The organism is Acidimicrobiales bacterium (genome assembly GCA_016794585.1).
Classification (GTDB): domain Bacteria; phylum Actinomycetota; class Acidimicrobiia; order Acidimicrobiales; family DATDAH01; genus JAEUJM01.
This window is the reverse complement of record JAEUJM010000009.1, coordinates 179,167-202,115: the sequence shown is the minus strand read 5'-3', so window position 1 is coordinate 202,115 and position 22,949 is coordinate 179,167. Positions and strand designations below refer to the sequence as shown.

Below are 22,949 nucleotides of genomic sequence, written 5' to 3'. Positions count from 1 at the left end.
GGATCGAACGCACCTACCACCACCGTCGCCGCCAGGCCCGGCTCGGACGTTTGACCCCCATCGAGTTCGAGATGATCATGACCCCACAGACGGCAACCGCCGCCTGACAACCCGTGTCACCTCAACGCGCGGCAGTCCCCTCGTCATGTTCCATCCGGTCCGTCCACTGCCAGATCGACCACATCCTCGCCTGGATCGACGGCGGCCCCACCGACACCACCAACGCCCAGCCCCTCTGCAAAGGCCACAACCTCTGGAAAGAACACCAGAGAGCCAAGAACAACGACGCCCCCGGCCAACCCCGAAGGCGACGAACCCAGCCCTGACCCGGGCCCCCGCACCACCACCGAGATCCCAACCGCCACCCCCCAGGTGAGGCCGCCCCCACGCGGCCCCACCAGCGCGCCCCGACCTCGGCCTGAGCGGCCGCCGGCGGGTCAGCCGGTGGGGACGGTGCCGCCGGCGACGGCGGCTTGCGCCGCGGGGGCCTCGAGGACATCGAGGGTGGCGATCTTCCAGTCGCCGTCGACCTTGCGCAGGCCGACCTCGAGGCGGACCTGGTCGCTCCGGGGCTGGGGGAACTGGTTGTTGGCGATGGTCTGGTCGACCACGGCGAACACCCGGCCACGGTCGCCGTCGAAGCTCTGCACGAACAGGTCGCGCACCTCCACGCGGCTGGACGCCTGCACCTCCCGGAGCGCCGCCCGGGTGTCGTCGTCGGCGAACTGGGCCTCGGCCTGGTCGGCGAAGTCGCCGGTGGCGTAGCCGAGGATGTTGTCGAAGTCCTCGTCGATGGTGCGCCCGTCGAAGTCGAACAGGGCCACCAGGAAGTCCGACGCGGTGGTCTCCATCGAGGCCTCGGCGTTGTCGGCGGTTCGCTCCTGATTCCACTGGAAGCCGAAGAAGAGGGTCCCGGCCAGCCCGGCGATGGCCAGGACCGCCAGCACCACGGTCCCGGCGCCGAAGGCCGGGGTCGAGGCGCCGACATCGTCGCCGTCACCGCCCCGGGGCCCCGGGTTCCCCACGGCGTCCCGGCGGGACGGGCGTCGCACCCGGCCGTCGGCGGGGTCGTCGTCGGCCACGTCGACGCCGGTCAGGCTGGCGGTCACACCTTCCGGGGCCGTGGCGTCCGGGCCGGCGTCGCCCTCGCGCTCTCGGTCCTCGGTCGGGTCGGTCTCGGGCGGCCGGACGGCCGCAGGGCTCGCGCTGGGGGTCATGGTCTGCTCCTCGGGGTCCACTGCGTTCGGGGTTCGGGGCTCACGGGTCGACGGGGGCATAGGGTCGACATCCCCGCCGGCCGTGGGGCCGACCGGGCCGCCGGGCCGACTGGCACAACTGGGTGCACGGGTCACGGGTCATGGGTCGACGGGTCAACGGGCGTGCGAGCGCCGCAGGGCGCCCACCACCTTGACGATGCCGGCGACCGCCAAGAGGAAGACGACGCCGGCGGCGACCGTGAACCAGTCGATGCCGTCGTCGCCGGTGGGCTGGTCGGAACGGATGGGGGCGGCGGCCTCGCCGGCAGCGGGTTCGGGCTCGGTGGCCCCACCCCGGGACGCCTCGGTGTCGTCGCCTCTCGGGGTGTCACCGGTGCCGCCGGCCGGGGCGTCCTGGTCCGAGGTGGCGCCGGCGCTGGACCCGTCGACGGCGGCGAGATCCACGGGCACCGTGGCCGGCTCGTCGTACGCACCCCGACGGGTCGGCTCGGGCGGGTCGGCCTGCGTCGCCGGCCCGGCACCCCGGCCGAACCCGTTCACGCACGCGCCGCCGGGGGCGATGTCGGGCGTGGCTCGCAGGGGCGAGTACCGGCTGGCCGGCGGCTCGCCCGGCGGGACCATCGTCTGGACCCGCAGCCACCCCTGGTCATTGCGCTCGACACTGCCGTACTCGGGGAACCCGATGGCGTGACCCTTCACGGCCAGCGCGTTCACGGGACCGAAGAAGTTCTGGTTGTTCTCCAGGGAGTAGTCGAGGTCGGCCAGCGGGCCGGGGCTGGCCGCGAAGTCCGACAGGGCGGCGAAGTCGCTGGCCAGGCAGGCCAGGTTGGCCGACTGCGACGTGACCAGGTCGTCGGCGACGTCGCCGAGGTCGGCGCCGTTGCGCATCAGCTCGGTCAGGTCGTCGCGACGGGCGGCGAGCACCCCGGTGAGGTCGGCCGTGTTGGCGACCGCGCTGCGAAGCTCGGGAGCCACCTCGGTGAGGGCGTCGAGCACCGCGGGCGACGACTCGAGCAGCTCGCGGAACTCCGCCTCGTGCTCGACGAACTCCCGGTTCACCACGTCGAGGTTCCGGGTGAGCGCCCGCAGGTCGTCCTCGCGGCCCCGCAGCGCCGTCGCCGACTCGTGCACGACGGTGTTGAGGTCCTCCGGGGGGATGGCCTCGAGCAGGCCGTTGAGGGTGTCGATCACCCGGCTGATCTGCGGCGGGTCGCTGTTCTCGGCCACCGGGACCTCGGCGCCGTCGGGCAACGGGGGCTCGTCGCCTCCTCGCATCGGTGTGAACTCGATGCGCTGCTCGCCGACCGCGCTGGCCCGCACGATGCTGGCCTCGACGTCACCGGGCAGCTCCTGGCCGGGGTCGAGCGAGACCGTCACCCGTGCGGCATCGCCCTCCAGTTCGACGTCGGTCACCTGGCCGATGACCACGCCGTTCATCGAGGCGCTGAAGTCCTCGAGCAGGCCCGAGGCGTCGGGGAACACGGCGGTGGCGGTCCGGCGCTCGGCCAGCGGGTTGCCGAGCAGCGTGATGGCGCCGTAGAGCACCAGGCCGAACGAGATCAGGAAGAACGTCGCCAGGTTGACGAGCACGCGCTTGGAGACCATCGGCCCTCACCTACCTCCCACTGCACGAGTTGACGGGGTCGCCGGGCTGGTCGCCGCCGCCCGGGAGCCCACAGATCACGAAGTCGTTGAGCACTTGGGCGAAGTCGCCGTTGGTCCCGAGCCGCAGGGCCTCGTTGTGGGCGCTGCCGTTCTGGAGCAGGCGGGCCACCGCCTCCTGCTCGCGGGCCACGGCGGTGGTGACCGACCGGAGGCCCTCGAGCTGGCGGCCGATGCGCTCGAAGTGGGTCTGCAGGAGGTCGCTGTTCTCTCGGGACACCCGACTGATGGCGTCGAGCAGGTCGAGCAGCTCGTCGGACTCCTCGTCGAGGATCCGGGTGGTGTCGGCCAGGTGGGCGATGGCCTCGGCGTGGGCCTGCGCCGCGGGGCCGGTGGTCGAGGCCAGCTCCTCGACCGAGACGATCAGCCGGGTGAGTGCGTCCGTCCGGGTGCGGTATCCCTCGGCGATGTCGGCGAAGTCGGTGAGCACCTGGCTGATGCGCGACCCCTGGCCGCCGAAGCCGGCCGCCCCCTCGTTGAGCATGGTGGCGATCTGCGAGGCCCCCAGAGCACCGAAGACGTCCGTGCCGGACGCCACCAGCTGCTCGAAGTCCGGCACCACCTCGGTCTCCGCCACCAGGTCGCCATCCGCGAGCAGGTCCTGCCCGCCGGCGGTGCTGGCCGGCCGCAGCTCGACGAACTTCTCGCCGAGGGGGCTGGTGCGTCGCACCCGGCCCGTCACCTCGGCGGGCACCCCGGCGGACTCGTCGATGGTGAGCTCGAGCGTCGCCCGCGTGGCGCTGCCGTCGAGGTCGATGCCCGTCACGTTGCCGATGCGGACGTCGGCCATCTGCACCGGCGCCCCGGGCGCCATGTCGGCGACGTCGTCGAAGGTGGCCGTGACCGTGATCGAGTCGTCGTCGCCCCCGAGCAGCGAGCAGCCCCCGAGCAACGACGACGCTCCGAGCAGCAGGGCGACCGCCACTCCCGTGACGAGGCGTGCGGGGCTCCGGCCCCCGACGGCGCGTCGGACCATCATCCGCCTCCTCCCACGAGCCCGCCGAGGCCGCCACCCAGCCCGGCACCGGTCCCTCCGCCTCCGCCGCCGCCTCCGCCGCCTCCCGAACCACCGCCGGTGGGCGGCAGGAGGGGCCGGTCGAGCAGGCTGGCGGGGTCGAGCTGGCCGGCGATGATCTGGTCCAGCGTCGGCCCCAGCTGATCCGCGGGCACGTCCCGCAGCGCGGCGATCTGGCCGGGGGTCAGGAACGCGAGCGCCGCCAGCTGCTGGTCGCTGAGGCCGTCGATGGCGGCGATCAGCGCCGGTGTCAGCCCCTGCAATGAGCCGAGCTGATCCGGGTTGATGAGCGTGGCCAGCAGGTCGAGCCCGTCGACGAGGGTGGGCACGTCCGGGAGCGGGAGGTCGGGGACGGGCGGCGGCCCGGTCGGCAGGTCGACCGGCGGCTCGGCGGCCGGCGGCTGGGGTGCCGGCACGTCCGCGAAGAGGGCGTCCCAGAAGGGGCTGGCCGCGTTGGCGCAGTTCGCGGCCACCAGGCCGGCAGCCGCGGCGACGTCCGGCCCCCCGAGGGCGACGATGATCCGCCGGCACAGCCCGGCCAGGCGGTCGCGCAGCCGGGCCTTGTAGAGATCGCTGGCCAGCCCGGGCTCGGCCTGGTTGTTCAGCACGAGGACGTTGCGCTCGGCGTCGTACGCCCGGGCGGCCGCCGCGAACAGGCGTGGCGTCGACTCGAGCATCAGCTCGAGGCGGTCGATGTTGCGCTCCAGGGTGCGGCCGGCGGTGGTCAGCACCCCGATGTCGCGGCGCAACGGGTCGCGGTGGCGCTGGAGCAGCCCGCCCAGCTCGACCGCGGCCCGGTCGAGGTTGGTGATGAAGGCGTTGAGGTCGTCCTGGTTGGTCACCAGGACGCCCGTGACCGTGTCGTAGCTGCGGATCAGCTCCTGGACCGCAGCGGTTCGGCCCCCGAGCGTCGTCGTGAGCTGGGCCAGCGACTCCACGATGGCGCCCAGCTCGTCCCCCTTGTCGGCGAGCAGGTCGACGGTGCCCGACGCGTTGCCGATCAGGTCGTTGAGCTCCTGGCCCTGGCCCTCGAGCAGGTCGGCCAAGTTGGTGATCAGGTCGCCGGCCCGCTCGGGGTCGATCTGTCCGAGGTAGTCGTCGAGGCCACGGAGGAGCTCGTCGATCTCGAAGGGGACCTGCGTCCGTGACTGCGGGATGACGTCACCGTCCTCCAACTTCGGCCCGCCCTCGTAGACCGGCGAGAGCTGCACGTAGCGCTCGCCGAGGACCGTGACGGGGACGACCACGGCGCGGGCGTCGGCCGGCAGCTCGGTCCCGTCGTCGAGCGCCATCGTGACGTGGACCACGCCGTCGCGGTTCTCGACGTCGGTGATGCTGCCCACGTCGATGCCGAGGGCCCGCACCGGTGAGCCGGGATAGAGGTTCACGGCCCGCTCGAAGACCGCACCGACCTCGTAGGTGCTGCCGCGCCCGATCAGGGCGCACGACGATGCGAGGACGGCGAGCAGAACGACCAGCGCCGACGCGGTCGTGACCCGGCGCGTCACGCGTCCGCCCTCGTCGCCAGCAGCGGGGCGAGCAGCTGGCCCACCTGGTCGGACCCACCACCGGCCGGGGTGGGAGCGGGGCCAGGCGCCGGCGCGCCAGGCACGGCCGGGACCGCAGGGGTCGGACCACCGGCCGAAGGCGGCGAGGTGATCGAGCCGGACGAGTTCGGCAGCGGGCCCTCCCGCTGGTCACAGGGCAGTGGGTCCGGGCCGAAGGCCAGGTCGAGGGCCCGGTCGAACGGTCCGCAGGCGCCGAGGAGCCCGTCCGGCGCGACCGGCCCGATGAGCTGCGTGAAGATGTTGCCCCACTCGTTGGGCGAGTTCTCCGGGCCCGAGTAGCCGATCGAGGAGAACCCTTCGATGGCCACACCCAGGTAGCCCACGCCGGCGGCGAGGTCGACCTGGTGACGGCCGATCACCTCGAGGGTGCGGTCCAGGTCGACGAGCACCGCGTCGAGCTCGGGGCGGTTGTCGCCGATCAGGTCGGCGATGCGTCCCGCCGCCTCGGCGGTGTCGGTCAGCAGGATCTGCAGCTCCTCCCGCCGGTCGGCGAGGTCCCCCACCACGACGTTGAGGTCGTCCACGGCCGCCACCAGGTCGTCGTCCCGGTCGGCCAGGGTCCGGGTCAGGGTCTCTGCGGCGTCGAGGAGGCTCCGCGCCTCCTGATCACGCTCGTTCAGCTCGGAGGTGAGTCGGTTGACGCCCCGCACGATGCGCCGCACGTCCGAGCGCTTCCCGTCGGTGATCTGGTTGAGGCTGTCGATCAGTCCGTCGAAGGCCTCGCCGTCGCTCTCGGTGAACAGCTCCGTGCCGATGTTCTGCAGGTCGAGCACCTCGACCGGCGTCTCCGTCTCGGTGATGACGTCGCCGTCGCCCAGCGGGTCGTCCCAGTCGTCGCCCGTGTCCAGGCGGACCGACTTGGTGCCGAGGACGGTCTCGACGATGACGGACGCCGTCGTGTCCCCGGAGAGCTCCACGCCATCGTCGACCTTCAGGGTGACCTCGACGGCGCCGTCCGCCTCGTGGACCGAGGCCACCTCGCCCGCGGGGACGCCCGCCACCCGGACCCGGTCCCCGGGACGCAGGCCGGCGGCGTCGGTGAAGCGGGCGCTGACGCTGTAGCGGCCCTTGAACACGCCGGCGTTCAGCACGAGGGCGCCGGTGACCATCGCGGCGATCAGCACGATCACGACGGCGCCGATGATCACCGGGTTGCGCTCGGTGAAGGACTTCATCGATCCACCCCCGCCACGCCGGCGCTCGGGACCACCGGGGGCAGCGACGCGCCGCCCCCTCCGGTCCCTCCACCCCCTCCGGCCCCGCCCGCACCCGACAGGCCGGCGGTGGGCTGAGAACCGCCGGCGTTGGCGAAGCCCACGATGCTGGCCAGTGAGGGGCCGCCGGCGTCGGTGCCCGCGACGGGGATCGACGTGCCCCCGAACGGGTCCTCCTTGGCGCAGGTGGTCTGGTTGGCCAGGCAGGCGATGGTGGCCCGCACCTGGAACCACTGTCCGTACGCCGAGATCAGGTGGTAGGGCGCCACCCCCTCGGGCAGCGTGGCGAGCGTGTCCTCGAGGCCCGACCGGTTGTCGTCGAGGACGGCGAGGATGGTCTCCAGGTTGTCGATGGTGGCGTCGAGGTCGCCCCGCCGGGTCTCGAGCAGTCGGTTGAGGTCCTGGGAGAGCGCGGCGAAGTCGGTGACGACCGACCGCAGGGACTCGTTGCGGGCGGCGAGGTCGTCGCTCAGCGAGGTGAGGTTCCGCAGCGTGGCGTCGACCGCCTGGTCCCGATCGGCCAGCGCGCCCACCACGGCGTCGAGGTTGGTGATGATGCTGCCCACCTCGGTGTCGAGCCCTCCGAGGGTGTCGGACACCGACGCGGCGTCGCCGAGCAGTCGTCGGACCTGGGCCTCGTTCCCCTGCAACCCCTCGTTGAGCGCCTGGACGAAGGCGTTCGCGTCGGCTGGGTCGATGGCCTGGAGCACCGGGCCCACGGCGTTGAGGAATTCGCCCACGTCGGCGGAGTCGACGGACTGGTCGAGGGGCAGGCGCCCGCCCGACTCGAGGGCCTCGCCTTCCTCGCCCGGGTACAGGTACAGGTACTTCTGGCCGAGCACGTTGCGCCACCGCACCCCGACCTGGGTGGAGTCCCGCAGCACGACGTCGGAGTCGACGCTGAAGGTGACCACGGCACGGCCGCGGTCGATGTCGATGTCGGTGACTTTGCCGACCTCGACGCCGGCGATCTTCACCTCGTCGTTGACGACGAGGCCGGTCACGTCGTCGAGCTCGGCCTGGTACTCCGTGCGGTCGGCGAACCAGTGGACGTTGCCGACCCGACCGATCAGCCACCCGAGCACGAGCAGGCAGGCCAGGGTGTAGACCGCGAGCTTCGCGATCACCCCGCCTTCGGCGCGCAGCGCCCGCTTCAGCCGTCCGAGGAGCCTCACGGCCGCCCGCTCCCCTCGGTGGGAATCCCGGCGGCGGCGAGGACGCGGTCGACCAGGGTGTCGACCGGCACGGGGGCGCTCTGGTCGCGCACGCTGGCCAGGGAGTACAGGTCGTCGGAGAGCTGCTGGGCGGCGGCCGGTCGCTCACCCTCCGGGATGAGCGGTGGCAGCGGGCTGCCGGTCGACGAGAAGTAGCCCGAGCAGTCGATCGGCCCGCCGAGGGCGAGGACGGCGTCGCGGAAGGCGCTGAACTGCGCCGGGGTCTCGGCCAGCGCGGTGCAGAGCACGTCCGAGATGGCGTCGAGGTACACGAAGTTCTTGAAGTAGGCGAAGCCCGACCCGTCCGGCAGGCGCTCGGCGGACAGGCCCCCGCCGAAGGCCATCACGTAGTTGGCCAGGCCCTCGACCACGTCCGAGATGTCGTCCTCGTGGGCGACCAGCACCCGCACGACGTTGTCGCCGGACACCAGGATCCGGTCGATGTCGGGGCGGGTGGCCTGCACCAGATCGGCGAAGTGGTCGCCGAAGTCACGCAGCGACGCCAGTGCCCGCTCGAAGTCGGCTCGGGCGCGGTTGAACGCCGGCAGGGCCAGGTTGTTGTGCGCCGCGATGTCGTTCAGATCGCCGCCGATGGTGCGGATCGACGCCTGGAAGTCGGCGGCGGAGCCCAGGGCCGTCAGCTGCGCATCGAGTGTCTCGTTGAACATCGCCGTCGCCGCCGCCCCGCTCTCCCACCCGGCGGCGATGTCGTCGCCGAGCCCGTCGGCGGTGCGCGACAGCGAGGCGATCAGCTCGGCCAGCTCCTGCTCGTCGAGGGCCTCGAGCAGGGGCTGCGCGGCGGCGAAGAGGTCCTCGACCTCGGTGGCCGCCCCGGTGTTGGTGACCACGTCGCCGTCCTCGAGGAAGGGCCCGTCGGATCCCTCGGGGAAGGTGATGTCGAGGAACTTCTCACCGAAGATCGTCTTCGGGCGCACCACGATCTCAGCGCCCTCGGGCAGCCGGAAGTCGGGGTCGAGGGTGAAGCGGATCTCGGCCTGGCGGTCGACGAGGGTGATCGAGTCCACCTCGCCCACGTTCACGCCGCGGTACTTCACGTCGGAGCCCGGGATCAGCCCCTGGCCGGCGTGCTCGAACGTCCCGACCAGCTGGTAGCCGTCGTCGTAGGCGCCGTAGGCCCACCGGACCGCGGTGGTGACGAGCAGGGCGAACACCGCGGTGACGCCCAGCGCCACGAGCGCCCGCGACCCACGGCTCCGGGGCGCGCCCGTCACCCGACGATCCTCGCGGTGTCCGACCCGCCCCAGAAGATCAGCGACAGGATCAGGTTGAGGACCACCACGGCGATGATCGAGACGCGGATGGCCCGACCCGCGGCCTGCCCCACACCCGCCGGCCCACCGCTCGCGTAGTAGCCGTAGAAGCAGTGGACGAGGGTCACGACGACGGCGAACAACATCGCCTTGGCGAAGGACCCGAGGATGTCGATCGGCGGCAGGAACAGGTTGAAGTAGTGCCGGTACACGCCCGGCGAGAGGGTGAAGAACTGCGTCACCACGAGCTCGGTGGCGAGGAAGCTGGCGAAGAGCGCGGCGAGGTACAGCGGGACCATGGTGATCAGGGCGGCCCACACCCGGGTGCACACGAGGTACACGACGCTGTCCACGCCCATCACCTCGAGGGCGTCCACCTCGTCGGAGATGCGCATCGCACCCAGCTGGGCGGTGAAGCCGGCCCCCACCTGGGCGGCGAGGGCGACACCGGCGATGAGGGGCGTGATCTCGCGGGTGTTGGCCACCGACGACACGACCCCGGTGAAGGCCTCCGCCCCGATCTGCTGGAGGCCCTTGAACCCCTGGAGGCCCACCTCGGTGCCGGTGAAGAACGACATCGAGAAGATCACGAAGAACATCCCGCCGCCGACCACGAGGGCCCCGGCACCGATGGTGATGTCGGAGATCAGGGCGATGATCTCCTTGCGGTACCGCAGCGCCGACGGGAGCCGGCGCAGGATCATCACGTAGAACCGCAGCTGGTCGAAGAGCTGGCTCCAGGGCTCCAGCGCCCGGCCGACGGGACGGCCGAGCCAGTCCACGGTGGCGCTGCTCTTCGCGGTGCTCGGCGGGGTCGCGGACGGGCGGGCCATCAGACCTTCTGCGGGACGAAGTTGAAGTACACGACGGTCAGCACGAAGTTGACGAAGAACAACAGGACGAAGGTGATGACCACCGCCTGGTTCACCGCGTCGCCGACGCCCTTCGGCCCGCCCTTGGCGTACAGGCCCTTGTAGCAAGCGACCGTCCCGGCGATGAAGCCGAAGCAGGCGGCCTTGACGAGGGCCATCCAGAGGTCGGCGAGCTGGCTCAGCTCGTTGAAGGAGGCGAAGAAGCTGCTCGAGCTGACGCCGTTCACCCGCACCCCGAAGAACCAGCCCCCGGCGATCCCTGCCGCGCTGACCACCGCGTCGAGCAGTACGGCGAGCACCGTGGCGGCGAGGATGCGCGGCATCACGAGGCGCTGGATGGGGTTGACGCCCATCACCTCCATGGCTGAGATCTCGTCCCGGATGCGCCTCGCCCCCAGGTCGGCGCACATCGCCGAGCCTCCGGCGCCGGCGATCATCAGCGCGGTGGCGATGGGCGCCTGCTCGCGCACGACGGCGAGGACGAGGGCCGAGCCGAGGTGGGCCTCGGCTCCCAACTGGCGGATGAGGGCGCCGACCTGGAGCGAGATGACCATCCCGAAGGGGATGGAGATGAGGATCACCGGGACCGTGGTGACCTTGGCGAGGAACCAGAGCTGGTCGAGGAACTCGGCCAGCGGCCACGGCCGGCTGAAGACCTTGCGCGTGGCCTCGAGCCCGACGGACGCCATGGTGCCCGTCTCCCGCAGGAGGGAGTGGGCCTTGCCGGCGAGCGGGATCGAGGTGGTGGCCATCAGACCGGCACGTGGTCCTCGCCGGCCGCCGAGCGGGCCTGGGCACGGGCCACCAGCTCCTTCTCGACGTCGGTCTCCTCGGTGGCCAGCTCGTCCATGCCGATCGGGCCGAAGGCCCGGCCGGCGAGGAACTGCTGGATGATCGGGTCGTCACTCGCCAGCATCTCCGCCTTCGGTGCGAAGCGCACGAGCCCCGAGCGGAACAGCACACCGATGTGGTCGGCGGTGCGCATGGCCGACGGGATGTTGTGGGTGATGATGAAGAAGGTGGCCCCGGTCTCCTCCTGGGTCTTCTTCACCAACTCGTCGAGGTAGCTCACGCGGACGGGGTCGAGCCCGGAGTCGGGCTCGTCGAACAGCACGATCTCGGGGTCCATCGACAGGGCCCGGGCCAGGCCGGCCCGCTTCTTCATGCCGCCCGACACCTCGCCGGGGAACTTCTTCATGTGGTCGAGCAGGCCGACGAGGCTGGCCTTGGCCAGGGTGATCTCGCGGATCTCCTTCTCCGTCTTGTGCGTGTGCTCACGCAGCGGGAAGGCGATGTTGTCGAACAGGTCCAGCGACCCGAACAGGGCGCCGTCCTGGAAGAGCACGCCCATCTTGCGGCGGACCCGCATCAGGTCCTTCTCCCGCATGCCCACGATCTGCTCGCCGTCGACGAAGATCTCGCCGCGCTCGGGGCGCAGCAGGCCGATGATGTTCTTGAGCAGCACGGACTTGCCGGTGCCGGACGGGCCCATGATGGCGCTGATCTCGCCGCGCGGGACGTCGAAGCTGATGTCCTCGAGCACGGTGTGTGAGCCGAACGACTTCGTGACCCCGCGCAGCGAGATCACCCCCGACGCCGTCGGTGGCTCGCTGGGCATCGTCGCTGCGGTGCCGTTCCTGGTGAGCAGAGCCATGGTCCCCTTCCCCTCCGGGCGGCTGCCCGGCCTTCACGTGGAGGTCAGCCCCTCGTGACCTCCGTGCGACGTGATCGTTATCTTAACAGGTTTACACATGGTGTAACATCTTTCCAAATGGACGAGACCGGTACGGAGCAGCAGATCGTCGACGCGGCCTACGACGCCGTGGCCGTCTACGGCATCACCCGGCTGTCCCTCGCCGACGTGGCCAAGCGCGCCCACCTCTCCCGCCAGACCCTCTACCGCTACTTCCCGTCCAAGGACGTGCTGCTCGAGGCGGTCGTGGCCCGGGAGGAGCGCCGCTTCCGCGACCAGATCAGCGAGGCCACCCGCGAGGCCGACGACCCGCGGTCGGCGCTCGAAGCCGCGATCACCGCAACGCTGGAGGGCGTGCGGACCCACCCGCTCATCGAGCGCCTCCTCGAGACCGAGCCGGAGACGCTCGTGCCCTATCTGACCGTCGGCTCCCTGCCGGGTCCGGACACCAACCGCCACCTCACCCGTCTGCTCTGCCGACTCGTGCCCGACCTCGACGAGCGCGACGCGCGGCGGGCCGCCGACGTCTTGAGCCGCCTCATCATCAGCTACGTGCTCGATCCCTTCGACGAGCCACCGGAGGAGTTCGCCGCCTGGTTCGTGCACCTGCTCTTCTGCGGCCTGCTCCCCGAGCGAGCGTCTGGGGCGCGCGTTGTGACCCGATGACCACAACGGCCGTGTCGCCCTCCGCTACGTTGCTGGCGATGCCGGCAGCGGACACACGGGGCAAGATCCTCGACGCCGCGTTCGACGCGATCGCCGTGTTCGGCATCGCCCGCCTCTCGCTCGAGGACGTGGCGCGACGTGCCGGGCTCTCGCGCCAGACGCTGTACCGCTACTTCCGCACCAAAGATGACGTGGTCGCTGCGGTCATCCTCCGGGAGGAGGAGGCCCTGCTCGAGTTGGTCACGGCCGCGTCCACCACCCACGACGACCTGCGCGACGCGCTCGAAGCGGCCATCCTCGCCACCCTCGTCGCCGCCCGCGAGCACCCACTGTTGGGGCGCCTGCTCGAGACCGAACCCGAGCGCGTGCTGCCGTTCCTCATGTCCGACCAGGCCCCGGTCCTCTCCGCCGCCACGCCCGCGGTCGCCGATCTGCTCGTCGAGCGACTGCCCACCATCACCAAGGCCCGGGCCCGGCGCACCGCCGACACCATCACCCGGCTGATCGTCAGCTGGGTGGTGAACCCACCGGCCGACAAGGCCGCCGACCTGGCCCACGACCTCGCGGTGTCGGTCACGGCCGGCCTCGGGGCCGAGCCCGGCTGATCGCCCTCCACCGGGTCCGGGCGCCTCTCGGGGAGTGACCCCGAACCGGTCGAAGAATTTTCTCGCGAAGCGGCGTGACGATGCGCGCCTCCGCGGCTCTCTCCCTCCAAGCAACCACCCCTGGAGGAGAGACCCGATGGCCAACGACCCCGGCACCGACCTCGCACCCGCACCCCACCACGCACCTGCTCCCGCGCTCGACCTGCGTGACGTCGAGGACCTCCCTACCCTCGACGAGCTGCACGACCGGTGGGGGTCGGCGAGCAGGTCGTGTCTCGGCCTCAGCCGTCAGCAGTGGCACCACCCCGCGACCAGCCGCCTCGTGGACGCGATCGCCGCCGACCACGACCTCACCGAGCCGCTGCGCGACCTCGGAGCGGCACGTGCCGAGGCCGGGCTGTCGCTCGACGAGCTCCTCGGCGATCTCGACGTCCTCGGACGGCTGCTGCCCCGGCGCGACACGGTGTCGGACATCGGCATCGACCGGGTCGACCACCTGCGCGCTGCTGCGGTCGCGTCGACCGCGTGGGCCGAGACGTTCTACGCGTCCGCGGCGGCGCCCCGCTGCGTCGACGCGCTCACCGGGCTCGCCACCGTCGAGCTCCTCGAGGCCCGACTCGACCAGCTGTCCCGCCAGCGCCGACACGACCCCCGGCGACCCCGACGCGCGCTGGTCGTGCTCGCGCTGCGGTGCGAGCACACGTCACCGTTCGCCACGCTCTCCCGGCGCATCCGCGCGGCCGACCAGATGCGATCGGCCTTTCCCACCAGCGACACCGTCGCCCTCCTCGAGCCCACGCACGCGCTCGTTGCGCTCGTCGAGGAGGGTCCGGGCCTGGACGAAGGGATCGAGGCGCTGACCGCCGGGGCGCCGCACGACCGGGTCTGGGTGGAACCTCTCCCTTCCCGGGCCAGCGACGCCGTCGCCCTGGTGCGCGAGCTCGCGACCATCCCCCGGCTCCCCACCGTTGCGCCGGCGGAGCCCGTCCGTCATCCTTGAGGACGTTGGGCGGACGGCTTCCAGGAGCACTCCCTGCGTGCGCACCGCCCTCATCGACCCCACCCCGAGCGACCGTCGGGCCGATTCGACACTTGCGGACGTCGAGCTGCTCACCCGGACGCGCGACGGCGACGACGACGCGTACGCAGTCCTCTACGCACGTCATCGCGACGCTGCGGAGCGCCTGGCCCGGCAGCTGTGCGGGAGAGGCGCCGCGGCCGACGACCTGGTGGCCGACGCCTTCGCCGCCATCCTCGCCGCCCTGCGCAACGGCGCCGGACCATCCGAGGCCTTCCGTCCGTACCTGCTCACGACGGTCCGTCACCGTGCGTACCGACGGGCCCGATCGACGGAGGACCCCGTCGACCCCGCCGAGGACGGCGCGCTCGACGGGGTCGTGTTCGACGACGACGGAGACGATCAGCGCCTGATGGCCGACGCCTACCGCTCCCTCCCCGAGCGGTGGCAGCTCGTCCTCTGGCACACCGAGGTCGAAGGGCAGCGGCCGGCCGAGGTCGCCCCGCTCGTGGGGTTGAGCCCCCACGCCACGGCCGCCCTCGCCCACCGGGCACGCGAGGGACTCCGTGAGGCCTACCTCCAGGCCCACCTGCACAGCGACACGCCGGCGGGGTGCGCCTCCACGGTCGGCCGGCTCGGCGCCCTGGTGCGCGGCAACCTGGGGACCCGGGACGCGACCAAGGCCGAGGGGCACCTGGCCGGCTGCACCCGGTGCCGCCACCTCCGTGACGAGCTGCTCGGCATCAACAAGGCGTTGCGCACGGTCATCGGCCCGCTCGTGCTGGGTGCGGCGGCCGCCGGCTACCTCGGGCGCCAAGGGAGCTCGGGAAGCGCCGCCGCCGCGGCCACCTGGCGCGCGGGCGGGCTGGCGCGACGGGCGGCCACCCTCGCCGCCGGCGTGGTGCTCCTCGTCGGCCTCCTGGTCCTGCGCGCCGACCGACCGGGCTCGGCCCCCGCCACCGCCGGTGTCGACGCCCCCAGCGACGCCCTGGCCGCGGCCGCAGCGGCTCGGCCACCGAGCGACGACCCGATCGCGAGCGGAGCCGGCCTCGACCTCCCCGGCGGCGTCACCGTGCACCGGGTGGTCACCACCGCCTGCGCCGATCGCTTCGGCGTGGCCCTCACCGCGGCGCCTGGCACGGCTGGGGACACCGACCCGGCCCCCTCGGAGGCCACCGTCCTCACTGCGGTCCTGGTGCGGGACGGCTCGACGCCCCTGCGAGCGCTCGGCCTCGCCGTCGATGACGCCGTCACCCGGGTCACGGGACCAGCGCTCGGCACGCTCCGCACCCTCACCGCCACCGTCGCCGCCACGAGCCTCGATGGCGCGACGGTGCCGGGCCCGACGCCCGCCGGCGCCTGCGTGAGCGCTCCCGCCCACACCCTGCTCGCACCAGCGGGCGCGTGGGGGCTCCTCGTGACCTACCTCCCGTCGGGCGCGACGGGGCTCGACGACCTCCGTGCCGCGCTCCTCGAGCAGCCCTTCGCACTCCTCGGCCCCACGACCCGCGCCGCCGTCCACCAGGCCCGGGCCGCGGCCGCCGACGTGCTGGCCGACCTGCCCGCCCTGGGCCCGTCGGTCCTCGGCGTGCAGGACCAGATCGCCGCCCTGCTCGGCCCCGCCGCCGGCGGAGGACCGACCGGCGTCGACGGCGCCGGCGGCGGCACCGACGACCCGGGGGCGGATCCCGGGCTCGGCGGAGTCATCGGCGGGGCCGGTCCCGCTCCCACGCCGACGCTGACCCCGCCGCTGAGCGTGCCCCCCCTCCCGTCGATCCCCGGCCTGCCCGATCTTCCCGGCATCACCGTTCCCCCGGTCACCCTCCCGCCGCTCGGCCTGCCCTGACCGACCGCGCCCGGCGCCGCGGGCACGGTTCGCGGGGCGATCCGGGGCGGTTCGGGCTCAGGCGCCGCCGCGGTCCAGCGCCCGCACGACCTCGGCGTCCTCGATGGTGGACTCCGGGCCGTAGCCCAAGGTCAGCGACCCGCCGGTCCCGCAGTGCGGGCAGGTGACCCCGACCACGAGGAGCATGTCCGCGGGGTCCGACGCCCCCTCCAGGCGGCGGGAGGCGGAGGCGTCGATCCCCGCCGCGGGGAAGTCCCGACCGCACGTGAAGCAGTGGACGAGGGCGTCTTCCGCGGCGCCGAACTGGCCACCGTCTCGGGTCACGTCGTCCTCGGCCGCGGTCAGGGGCTCGTCGGTCGGCATGGCTGCGTCCGTCGTCACCCCGTGCTCCTTCCCTCGTGGGGCGCAGCACAGAACGCGCCGGGAGGTGGCGGGCGGCACGTCTCGTGGCCTCCGAGGACGGGTAGGGCGACGACATCGGCCAGGACGGCCGACCCCGGCCAGACCGGACACAACCCCGAACCAACACCGAACACAACACCGAACAGCGAGGAGACCTCCCATGGGAGACACCGGACCCGAGTCAGGCATCAAGGGCGTCGTCGAGGACGTGAAGGGCAAGGCCAAGGAGGCCGCCGGCACCGTCATCGGCAACGAGGACCTCGAGCGCGAGGGCGAGGCTCAGCAGTCCAAGGCCGAGGCCCAGCGCGACGTGGCCAAGCACGAGGCGGAGGCGGAGAAGGCCCGCGCCGAGGCCGAGGCCCAGGAGGCCCAGCAGCGCGCCGCCGAGTAGCCCGCCTCGTCTGGAACGCCTGCCGGCTCGGCCCCGCCCCTGCGGCGGGGCCGAGCCGCGCCCGCCCAGGGACGAGGCGACAGGCGTCGGGGTCGCGCTGTTCGACGACACGCGTGCTCGACGATGGACACTGGTGCTCGACGATCGGCGCCCGCAGGCGGCACATGCCCGCCGGTCAGGGGTGTGTGGATCAGGGGTGTGTCGATCCGATCAGGGGTGACGATCAGGGCGTCGAGCGGCTCCGGGACGGCGCACCGCCGGGCGAGGGATCGTCGGCCGGCGCTTCCGGCCACACCACGATCTGCGGCCGGTTGGGCAGGCCGCGCTCGACCGCGGCGATGAACGCGAGCGGGTCGTCGCCGGCGTCGGCCGCCGCAGCCTCGAAGCGCTCGACGAGGCGGGGCGTCCCGCGGAGGGTCCCGTCGGCCCAGATGAGCTCGTAGTTCTCGTCGCCCAGATCGCCCAAGAGGGTGATGCGCATGTTCGACCCCTTACCGGAGGGGTGCCCGGCCAGAACAGGCGGACCGGCGGGTGGCAGGGTCGTCAGGGGACGGGATCGAGCCGGGACACCCAGCCGTCGCCGGCCAGGGTGTAGAGCTCGCCGCCGGCGTCCTCGCCGAACCCGATGAGCCCGGCGGACCCGACCCCCACGCCCAGGCTCCGCTCGTCGAGCACCGCTCCCCCGCGCTGGCGGAGGGCACGGACCTGCCCGCGACACAGGTCGCCGTACACGTAGGCACCGCGGAGCGCAGGCACCGCGGTCCCCCGGTACACGTAGCCGCCGGTCACCGCACAGCCGTTCTCGTTGTTGAGGCCATGGGGGTACGTGAAGAGCGGCCTCGTGTGGCCCGCCGGCTCGCTCGCGCCGCCGAAGGGCTGGTCGCCCTCCATACGGGCCCATCCGAGGTTGGCGCCCCGGCCGGCGTTGCGCCCGGTGCGCCGGGGCAGGCGGTCGACCTCCTCCACGCTGTCCTGGCCCACGTCGGCGACCCACAGTGCGCCGGTCGCCCGGTCGAAGCTGAACCGCCACGGGTTGCGCACGCCGTAGATCCAGATCTCCGGCCGGGAGGAGACGCCGGCCGGACCCCGACCGCCGACGAACGGGTTGGAGCGGGGCACCGTGTACGCGCGGTTGCCGCTGGGGGTCGGGTCGATGCGGAGGATCTTGCCGAGCAGGGTCGAGGTGTCCTGCCCGTTGCCCAGGGGGTCGCCCCCCGATCCCCCGTCGCCCAGGCCGAGGTAGAGACGGCCGTCGGGGCCGAAGGCGAGCTGACCGCCGTTGTGGTTGGGGATGGGCTGGGCGACGCGCAGCAAGGTGCGACGGGAGGCGAGCACGGCCTGCTCCCCCGCCATGGCGTACTCCACCAGTCGGGTGTCGCCTCCGGGATTCGTGAAGTGGACGTAGAGGTGGGCGCCGTCGGGTGAGAACGCCAGACCGAGCAGCCCTCGCTCGTTGTCGGTGGTGGTCCGGCTGCTCAGGTCGAGGACCGGCGTCGGGTCGACGGTGAGGGAGCCGTCGTCGCCGGCGACGAGGTGGACGACCACACCGGCCCGCTCCGCGGCGTAGAGGTCGTCCGTGCCCGCCCGGGTGGCCAGGGCCATGGGGGCGTCGAGTTGGAGCACCGGCGTGAGGGCCACTTGCACCGAGGCGAGGCCCTCCGGACCGCCCGCCGGTCGCGCGGCCCGGACCGGCGCGCCGCCGACGAGGACGAGCGCCGCCGCGACCAGGGCGGCCGTCGCCGCCCGGGCCCCGGCGGCCGGGATCACCGCAGGATGCGGACGGGCAGGGTGCGGGGGCCGCGCACCTGGCCGCCGGACCACGTGACCGCCCCCGGGTCCGCGAGCTCGAAGCCGTCGCCGAAGTGCTCCATCCACACCTCGAGGGCGACCTTGAGCTCCATCCTGGCGAGGTGCGAGCCTGCGCAGCGGTGGATGCCCAGCCCGAAGGCGGCGTGGCGGTTGACCTCTCGGTCGAGCACCACCTCGTCGGCCCGGTCGAAGGCCCGGGGATCGCGGTTCGCCGCCGGGAACGACAGCAGGATCCAGTCGTCGGCCTTCATGGGGCAGCCCTCGTAGTCCATGTCCTCGCGCACGAGGCGGGCCATGGTGACGGGGGCGTAGGCGCGGAGGAATTCCTCCATGGCGACCGGGAGCAGATCGGGCTCGGCGGCCAGGCGGGCACGGTCCTGGGGGTGGCCCGCCAGGTGCCAGATCGACGCCCCGATGGCACTCCAGGTGGTGTCGATGCCGGCGATCAGGATGAGGCCGATCGTGCGCACCACGTGCTCGGCGCTGAGGTGCTCACCGTCCATCTCCGTGCTCAGCAGGAAGGAGGTGAGGTCGTCGCGGGGGTTGGCGATGTGGTCCTTCACCTGGTCCTCGAGGTACCCGAACAGCTTCTGGAAGCCGAGGGCACGCTCCTCCTGGGGGAGATCGACGCCCTCGAGGGTGTGGTGGACGAAGGCCCGGAAGGTGTCGGCGTCCTCCTGGGGGAAGCCCAACATGTTGGCGATCACCCGCACGGGGATGTGCTGTGCGTAGTCCACGGCGCCGTCCACCACCTCGCGGTCACCCATCTCGGCGATGAGCTGCTCGCAGAAGTCACGGGTGGACTGCTCGAGCTTGGCGATGGCCTGGGGGGCGAAGGCGGGCAGGAGCACCCGGCGGGCGCCCTGGTGGAACGGGGGGTCGGACGAGATGGGAGGGGCCACACCGGCCGGCGCCATGTCGAGCGGGGGCCGGTGCTCGGACATCACGATGCTGCGTGAGGTGAAGCGCTCGGTGTCGTGGGCGATGGCGTCGATGTCGTCGTAACGGGTGGGCAGCCACCCGCCGCCGTACCGGTCGGTGTGGGCGATGGGGCAGGCCGACTCGCGCAGGTCGGACCAGATCGGGAAGGGATCCGCCACCCAGGCGTCGTCAGTGTGGTCGAAGTCGGTGGCCCAGTCGGCGACGGGCTCGTGGAGGCCCATCAGGCGTCCTCGACGACGGTGATGGCGAGCTCGGGGCAGTTGGCCGCGGCGAGCCGGGCCTTCTCCTCGTCGGCGGGGGCGACGATGCCGTCACCGATGACCGTGCCCTGCCCCAGGTCGTCCGGGTCGAACACGGTGGGGGCCAGTGCGTAGCAGCGGCCGTGGCCCTGGCACTTCTCGTCGTCGATCACTACCTGCATGGGACTCGCCTCCTGGCCGGCGCGCCGTGAGCGCCTCCCCGAAAGATACGGGATGGGAAGGGGTCACCCCTCACGGGCGACACCGGTTGCGGCGACGCGAGCCGTCCGCGAGGGTGAGCGCCGTGAGCGGACCGTTGTGGGTGCCCGACGACGAGCGGGTGGCGTCCAGCGCGATGACCTCGCTGCGCCTCGCGGTGAACGAGCGCCTCGGGCTCGAGCTGGCCGACAGCCTCGCCCTGCACGCCTGGTCCGTGGCCGACCCGGGCGCCTTCTGGCGGGAGCTCTGGGACTGGGGCGGGGTGCTCGGGGACCGGGGCGACGTCGCCCTCCTCCCGGCCGGCCCGGGTGAGCACCCGGTCACCGGCGTGCGCTGGTTCCCCGAGGCGCGGATCTCGTTCACCGAGAACCTCCTGCACGGCCGGGGCGCGGCGCCCGACGCCGTCGCCGTGGTTTTCGAAGGGGAGGCGATCGAGGGGGTCGAGGGGCTGGGTGACGGTGCCGGCCCGACCCGCACCCTCACCTGGGGCGAGCTACGGGTCGAGGTGGGAGCGGCGGCCGCCGCGCTCCGCGACGCCGGCGTCGGGCCGGGCGACCGGGTGGCGGCGTGGATGCCCAACACCCCGGAGACCCTCGTGCTGATGGCGGCGACGTTGTCGCTCGGCGCGGTGTTCTCGTCCACCTCACCCGACTTCGGGGTCAACGGCGTGCTCGACCGCTTCGCCCAGATCGAGCCGACGGTGCTCGTCGCGGCGGACGGCTACCGCTACGGGGGCCAGTCCTTCGACTGCCTGGGGCGCCTCGCCGAGATCACCGCGGCGCTCCCCACCCTGCGCGCCACCGTCGTGGTGCCCTTCGTGGACGCGGAGCCGGCCGGCGTGCCCCCCGGGGCGCGCCTGTGGGCCGACGTCCTCGCTCCCCACCGCGGCACCCCCGTCCCCACCGAGCGGTTCCCGTTCGACCAGGCCGGGTTCATCCTCTACTCGTCGGGGACGACCGGAAAGCCGAAGTGCATCGTCCACCGCGCCGGCGGCCTGGTCCTGAAGCACCTCACCGAGCACCGCCTGCACGGCGACGTGCGCCCCGGGGACCGCGAGTTCTACTTCACGACCTGCGGCTGGATGATGTGGAACTGGCTCATGTCCGGGCTCGCCGCCGGCGCCACCTTGGTCCTCTACGACGGCAACCCCTTCCACCCCGGGCCCGAGGCGCTCTTCTCGCTCGCCGAGCGCCACCAGGTGAACCTGTTGGGCGTCTCGGCCAAGTTCATCGACTCCTGCCGCAAGGCCGGCATCCGCCCCGGGGAGTCGCACGACCTCAGCGCGGTGCGCACCATCTGTTCGACCGGCTCGCCCCTCGGGGTCGAGGGCTTCGAGTGGGTCTACGACGCCGTGGGCACGGACCTGCACCTCGCCTCCATCTCCGGCGGCACCGACCTCTGCGGCTGCTTCGTGGCCGGCGACCCCACCCGCCCCGTGTGGCCCGGTGAGATCCAGGGACCGGGGCTGGCGATGGACGTCGACGTGTACGACGACCTCGGCGCCCCCGTCGGCCCGGGGGTCAAGGGCGAGCTCGTGTGCCGCACCCCGTTCCCCTCCGTGCCCCTGGGCTTCCTCGGCGACGACGACGGCCGCCGCTTCACCTCCGCCTACTTCTCGCGCTTCCCCGACGTCTGGGCCCAGGGCGACTTCGCCAGCTGGACCGAGCACGGCGGCATGGTCATCCATGGCCGCAGCGACGCCACCCTGAACGCCGGCGGCGTGCGCATCGGCACCGCCGAGCTCTACCGGGTGGTGGAGAACTTCGCCGAGGTCACCGAGGCCATCGCCGTCGGCCAGGAGTGGGACGACGACACCCGCATCGTCCTCTTCGTCCGCCTCGCCGACGGGCACGCGCTCGACGACGACCTCGTGGCCGAGATCCGCCGGCGGGTCCGGACCGACTGCTCGCCCCGCCACGTCCCGGCCAGGATCGTGGCCGTGGAGGACATCCCCCGGACCCGCAGCGGCAAGCTCGTCGAGCTGGCCGTCACCGACGTGGTGAACGGCCGCGAGGTACGCAACCTCGAGGCCATCGCGAACCCCGACGCCCTGTCCTCGTTCGCCGGCCGCCCCGAGCTGGCCTCGTGAGCACCCTCGCCGGCCCCGCCGCCGTCATCCTCCGTGAAGTCGGGGCCCGCGACGGGCTCCAAGGGGAGGACCCGGTCACCGTCGAGCAGCGGGTGGCGCTCATCGACGCCCTGCTGGCAGCCGGCGTCACCCATCTCGAGGTGGGTGCCTTCGTCAGCCCCAAGGCCGTCCCGGCGATGGCGGGGAGCGACGAGGTGATCGCTCGGATCGGGCGGCCCGACGGCGTGACCCGCACGGCCCTCGTCCCCAACGCCCGCGGGGCCGAGATGGCGCTGGCGGCCGGCGTCGACGAGCTGACCGTCACCATCTCCGCGTCCGCCACCTACAACGAGCGCAACGTGCGCATGAGCATCGACGAGTCGGTCGGCGCCATCACCGCGATCGCCGCCTTGGCCGGCGACGCCGGCGTCCCGGTCGATGCGGTGGTGTCCTGCGCCTTCGGCTCTCCTTACGAGGGCGACCTGTCCGCTGCCGAGGTCGACGCCCTCTGCCGACGGGTGCTCGACACGGGGATCAGCGCGCTCACCCTGGCCGATACGACCGGTATGGGCACCCCCCGCCTGATCGAGGCCCTGTTGGCACGGACGGGTCCCGACGTCGGTCTCCACCTGCACGACACCCGCGGCACGGGCCTGCTCAACCTCTACGCCGGCTGGCAGGCCGGCGTCGCCCGCTTCGACTGCTCGGTGGGCGGCCTCGGCGGCTCCCCGTTCGCGGCCGGCGCCGCCGGCAACGTGGCCACCGAGGCGGCGGTGGCCCTCTTCGACGACCTCGGCGTCGCCACCGGCATCGCCCTCGATCCCCTGCTCGAGGCCGCCCACCTCGCGGCGGAGCTCGTGGGCCACGAGCTCCCCAGCCGCCTCGTCTACGCCGGCCCCCGCACCCGCCTCGCCAGCCCCTGAGACCCCTGTCGTCCAGCCCGCTCCGCCCCTGATCCGAGACGTCGTGTGACCGACCGGTCACCAAGATGCGGGGTGTGAGCCGAAGGTCACGGTCT

Annotated in this window: 23 protein-coding genes; 8 read left to right on the top strand and 15 right to left on the bottom strand. The window is 72.7% G+C overall.

Features of this window, described 5'->3' with window-relative positions; translation table 11 throughout:
- Positions 1–113: 113 nt before the first annotated feature.
- Positions 114–326 (top strand): HNH endonuclease, encoded by a 213-nt coding sequence (locus JNK12_04080; protein MBL8775081.1) that lies wholly within the window; start codon positions 114–116, stop codon positions 324–326.
- Positions 327–437: 111 nt separating this feature from the next.
- Here the strand turns inward: JNK12_04080 and JNK12_04075 are convergent, their stop codons facing one another.
- The 10 genes from JNK12_04075 to JNK12_04030 form a co-directional block, all read right to left on the bottom strand.
- A complete protein-coding gene (locus JNK12_04075) occupies positions 438–1,217 on the bottom strand; it encodes a hypothetical protein (GenBank protein MBL8775080.1) in 780 nt (259 codons plus the stop codon).
- A gap of 153 nt (positions 1,218–1,370) precedes the next feature.
- Complete coding sequence (locus JNK12_04070) at positions 1,371–2,822, bottom strand: MCE family protein (protein MBL8775079.1); 1,452 nt, start codon at positions 2,820–2,822, stop codon at positions 1,371–1,373.
- Between the two features lie 10 nt (positions 2,823–2,832).
- Positions 2,833–3,855, bottom strand: a complete 1,023-nt coding sequence (locus JNK12_04065) for an MCE family protein (GenBank protein MBL8775078.1) — start codon at positions 3,853–3,855, stop codon at positions 2,833–2,835.
- Positions 3,855–5,402 (bottom strand): MCE family protein, encoded by a 1,548-nt coding sequence (locus tag JNK12_04060; protein ID MBL8775077.1) that lies wholly within the window; start codon positions 5,400–5,402, stop codon positions 3,855–3,857. The genes JNK12_04065 and JNK12_04060 overlap by 1 nt, the downstream gene beginning before the upstream one ends.
- Positions 5,399–6,637: an MCE family protein gene (locus JNK12_04055; protein MBL8775076.1), complete on the bottom strand. Its 1,239-nt coding sequence runs from the start codon at positions 6,635–6,637 to the stop codon at positions 5,399–5,401. The genes JNK12_04060 and JNK12_04055 overlap by 4 nt, the downstream gene beginning before the upstream one ends.
- Positions 6,634–7,851: an MCE family protein gene (locus JNK12_04050; GenBank protein ID MBL8775075.1), complete on the bottom strand. Its 1,218-nt coding sequence runs from the start codon at positions 7,849–7,851 to the stop codon at positions 6,634–6,636. Before JNK12_04050 ends, JNK12_04055 begins: the two co-directional genes overlap by 4 nt.
- Positions 7,848–9,122, bottom strand: coding sequence for an MCE family protein (locus tag JNK12_04045; GenBank protein ID MBL8775074.1), 1,275 nt, complete (start codon positions 9,120–9,122; stop codon positions 7,848–7,850). The genes JNK12_04050 and JNK12_04045 overlap by 4 nt, the downstream gene beginning before the upstream one ends.
- Positions 9,119–9,994, bottom strand: coding sequence for an ABC transporter permease (locus JNK12_04040; protein MBL8775073.1), 876 nt, complete (start codon positions 9,992–9,994; stop codon positions 9,119–9,121). The genes JNK12_04045 and JNK12_04040 overlap by 4 nt, the downstream gene beginning before the upstream one ends.
- Positions 9,994–10,785: an ABC transporter permease gene (locus JNK12_04035; protein MBL8775072.1), complete on the bottom strand. Its 792-nt coding sequence runs from the start codon at positions 10,783–10,785 to the stop codon at positions 9,994–9,996. Before JNK12_04035 ends, JNK12_04040 begins: the two co-directional genes overlap by 1 nt.
- Positions 10,785–11,687: an ABC transporter ATP-binding protein gene (locus tag JNK12_04030; protein MBL8775071.1), complete on the bottom strand. Its 903-nt coding sequence runs from the start codon at positions 11,685–11,687 to the stop codon at positions 10,785–10,787. Before JNK12_04030 ends, JNK12_04035 begins: the two co-directional genes overlap by 1 nt.
- Before the next feature lie 117 nt (positions 11,688–11,804).
- On the opposite strand from JNK12_04030, the gene JNK12_04025 reads away from it, so the two are divergent.
- From JNK12_04025 to JNK12_04010, 4 genes are all read left to right on the top strand, one after another.
- A complete protein-coding gene (locus JNK12_04025; GenBank protein ID MBL8775070.1) occupies positions 11,805–12,392 on the top strand; it encodes a TetR family transcriptional regulator in 588 nt (195 codons plus the stop codon).
- Between the two features lie 38 nt (positions 12,393–12,430).
- Complete coding sequence (locus JNK12_04020; GenBank protein ID MBL8775069.1) at positions 12,431–12,997, top strand: TetR family transcriptional regulator; 567 nt, start codon at positions 12,431–12,433, stop codon at positions 12,995–12,997.
- A 136-nt stretch (positions 12,998–13,133) separates the two neighbouring features.
- Complete coding sequence (locus tag JNK12_04015; protein MBL8775068.1) at positions 13,134–13,997, top strand: hypothetical protein; 864 nt, start codon at positions 13,134–13,136, stop codon at positions 13,995–13,997.
- Positions 13,998–14,034: 37 nt separating this feature from the next.
- A complete protein-coding gene (locus tag JNK12_04010) occupies positions 14,035–15,861 on the top strand; it encodes a sigma-70 family RNA polymerase sigma factor (GenBank protein MBL8775067.1) in 1,827 nt (608 codons plus the stop codon).
- Between the two features lie 57 nt (positions 15,862–15,918).
- On the opposite strand, the gene JNK12_04005 is transcribed toward JNK12_04010, so the two are convergent.
- Positions 15,919–16,242, bottom strand: coding sequence for a hypothetical protein (locus JNK12_04005; protein ID MBL8775066.1), 324 nt, complete (start codon positions 16,240–16,242; stop codon positions 15,919–15,921).
- Positions 16,243–16,423: 181 nt separating this feature from the next.
- On the opposite strand from JNK12_04005, the gene JNK12_04000 reads away from it, so the two are divergent.
- Positions 16,424–16,654: a CsbD family protein gene (locus JNK12_04000; protein MBL8775065.1), complete on the top strand. Its 231-nt coding sequence runs from the start codon at positions 16,424–16,426 to the stop codon at positions 16,652–16,654.
- A 223-nt stretch (positions 16,655–16,877) separates the two neighbouring features.
- Here the strand turns inward: JNK12_04000 and JNK12_03995 are convergent, their stop codons facing one another.
- From JNK12_03995 to JNK12_03980, 4 genes are all read right to left on the bottom strand, one after another.
- Positions 16,878–17,135, bottom strand: coding sequence for a hypothetical protein (locus JNK12_03995; GenBank protein MBL8775064.1), 258 nt, complete (start codon positions 17,133–17,135; stop codon positions 16,878–16,880).
- Positions 17,136–17,197: 62 nt separating this feature from the next.
- Complete coding sequence (locus tag JNK12_03990; GenBank protein ID MBL8775063.1) at positions 17,198–18,421, bottom strand: PQQ-dependent sugar dehydrogenase; 1,224 nt, start codon at positions 18,419–18,421, stop codon at positions 17,198–17,200.
- On the bottom strand, positions 18,418–19,626 hold the full coding sequence (locus JNK12_03985) for a cytochrome P450 (GenBank protein ID MBL8775062.1): 1,209 nt from the start codon (positions 19,624–19,626) through the stop codon (positions 18,418–18,420). Before JNK12_03985 ends, JNK12_03990 begins: the two co-directional genes overlap by 4 nt.
- On the bottom strand, positions 19,626–19,826 hold the full coding sequence (locus tag JNK12_03980; GenBank protein ID MBL8775061.1) for a ferredoxin: 201 nt from the start codon (positions 19,824–19,826) through the stop codon (positions 19,626–19,628). The genes JNK12_03985 and JNK12_03980 overlap by 1 nt, the downstream gene beginning before the upstream one ends.
- 122 nt (positions 19,827–19,948) lie before the next feature.
- Between JNK12_03980 and JNK12_03975 the strand changes: the two genes are divergently transcribed.
- Together JNK12_03975 and JNK12_03970 are read left to right on the top strand one after the other, a co-directional pair.
- The gene (locus JNK12_03975; protein ID MBL8775060.1) at positions 19,949–21,952 is read left to right on the top strand and encodes an acetoacetate--CoA ligase; all 2,004 of its coding nucleotides are present in this window, start codon (positions 19,949–19,951) and stop codon (positions 21,950–21,952) included.
- Entirely contained in the window at positions 21,949–22,854 is a 906-nt protein-coding gene (locus tag JNK12_03970; protein MBL8775059.1) for a hydroxymethylglutaryl-CoA lyase, read from the top strand. Before JNK12_03975 ends, JNK12_03970 begins: the two co-directional genes overlap by 4 nt.
- Positions 22,855–22,949: the final 95 nt, after the last annotated feature.

Excerpts from the sequence above, each read along its gene's own strand:
- JNK12_04075 (MBL8775080.1), bottom strand. The coding sequence starts at position 1,217 with ATGACCCCCAGCGCGAGCCCTGCGGCCGTCCGGCCGCCCGAGACCGAC.
- JNK12_04070 (MBL8775079.1), bottom strand. The coding sequence starts at position 2,822 with ATGGTCTCCAAGCGCGTGCTCGTCAACCTGGCGACGTTCTTCCTGATC.
- JNK12_04065 (MBL8775078.1), bottom strand. The coding sequence starts at position 3,855 with ATGGTCCGACGCGCCGTCGGGGGCCGGAGCCCCGCACGCCTCGTCACG.
- JNK12_04055 (MBL8775076.1), bottom strand. The coding sequence starts at position 6,637 with ATGAAGTCCTTCACCGAGCGCAACCCGGTGATCATCGGCGCCGTCGTG.
- JNK12_04040 (MBL8775073.1), bottom strand. The coding sequence starts at position 9,994 with ATGGCCCGCCCGTCCGCGACCCCGCCGAGCACCGCGAAGAGCAGCGCC.
- JNK12_04035 (MBL8775072.1), bottom strand. The coding sequence starts at position 10,785 with ATGGCCACCACCTCGATCCCGCTCGCCGGCAAGGCCCACTCCCTCCTG.
- JNK12_04030 (MBL8775071.1), bottom strand. The coding sequence starts at position 11,687 with ATGGCTCTGCTCACCAGGAACGGCACCGCAGCGACGATGCCCAGCGAG.
- JNK12_04025 (MBL8775070.1), top strand. The coding sequence starts at position 11,805 with ATGGACGAGACCGGTACGGAGCAGCAGATCGTCGACGCGGCCTACGAC.
- JNK12_04020 (MBL8775069.1), top strand. The coding sequence starts at position 12,431 with ATGCCGGCAGCGGACACACGGGGCAAGATCCTCGACGCCGCGTTCGAC.
- JNK12_04015 (MBL8775068.1), top strand. The coding sequence starts at position 13,134 with ATGGCCAACGACCCCGGCACCGACCTCGCACCCGCACCCCACCACGCA.
- JNK12_04000 (MBL8775065.1), top strand. The coding sequence starts at position 16,424 with ATGGGAGACACCGGACCCGAGTCAGGCATCAAGGGCGTCGTCGAGGAC.
- JNK12_03995 (MBL8775064.1), bottom strand. The coding sequence starts at position 17,135 with ATGCGCATCACCCTCTTGGGCGATCTGGGCGACGAGAACTACGAGCTC.
- JNK12_03985 (MBL8775062.1), bottom strand. The coding sequence starts at position 19,626 with ATGGGCCTCCACGAGCCCGTCGCCGACTGGGCCACCGACTTCGACCAC.
- JNK12_03980 (MBL8775061.1), bottom strand. The coding sequence starts at position 19,826 with ATGCAGGTAGTGATCGACGACGAGAAGTGCCAGGGCCACGGCCGCTGC.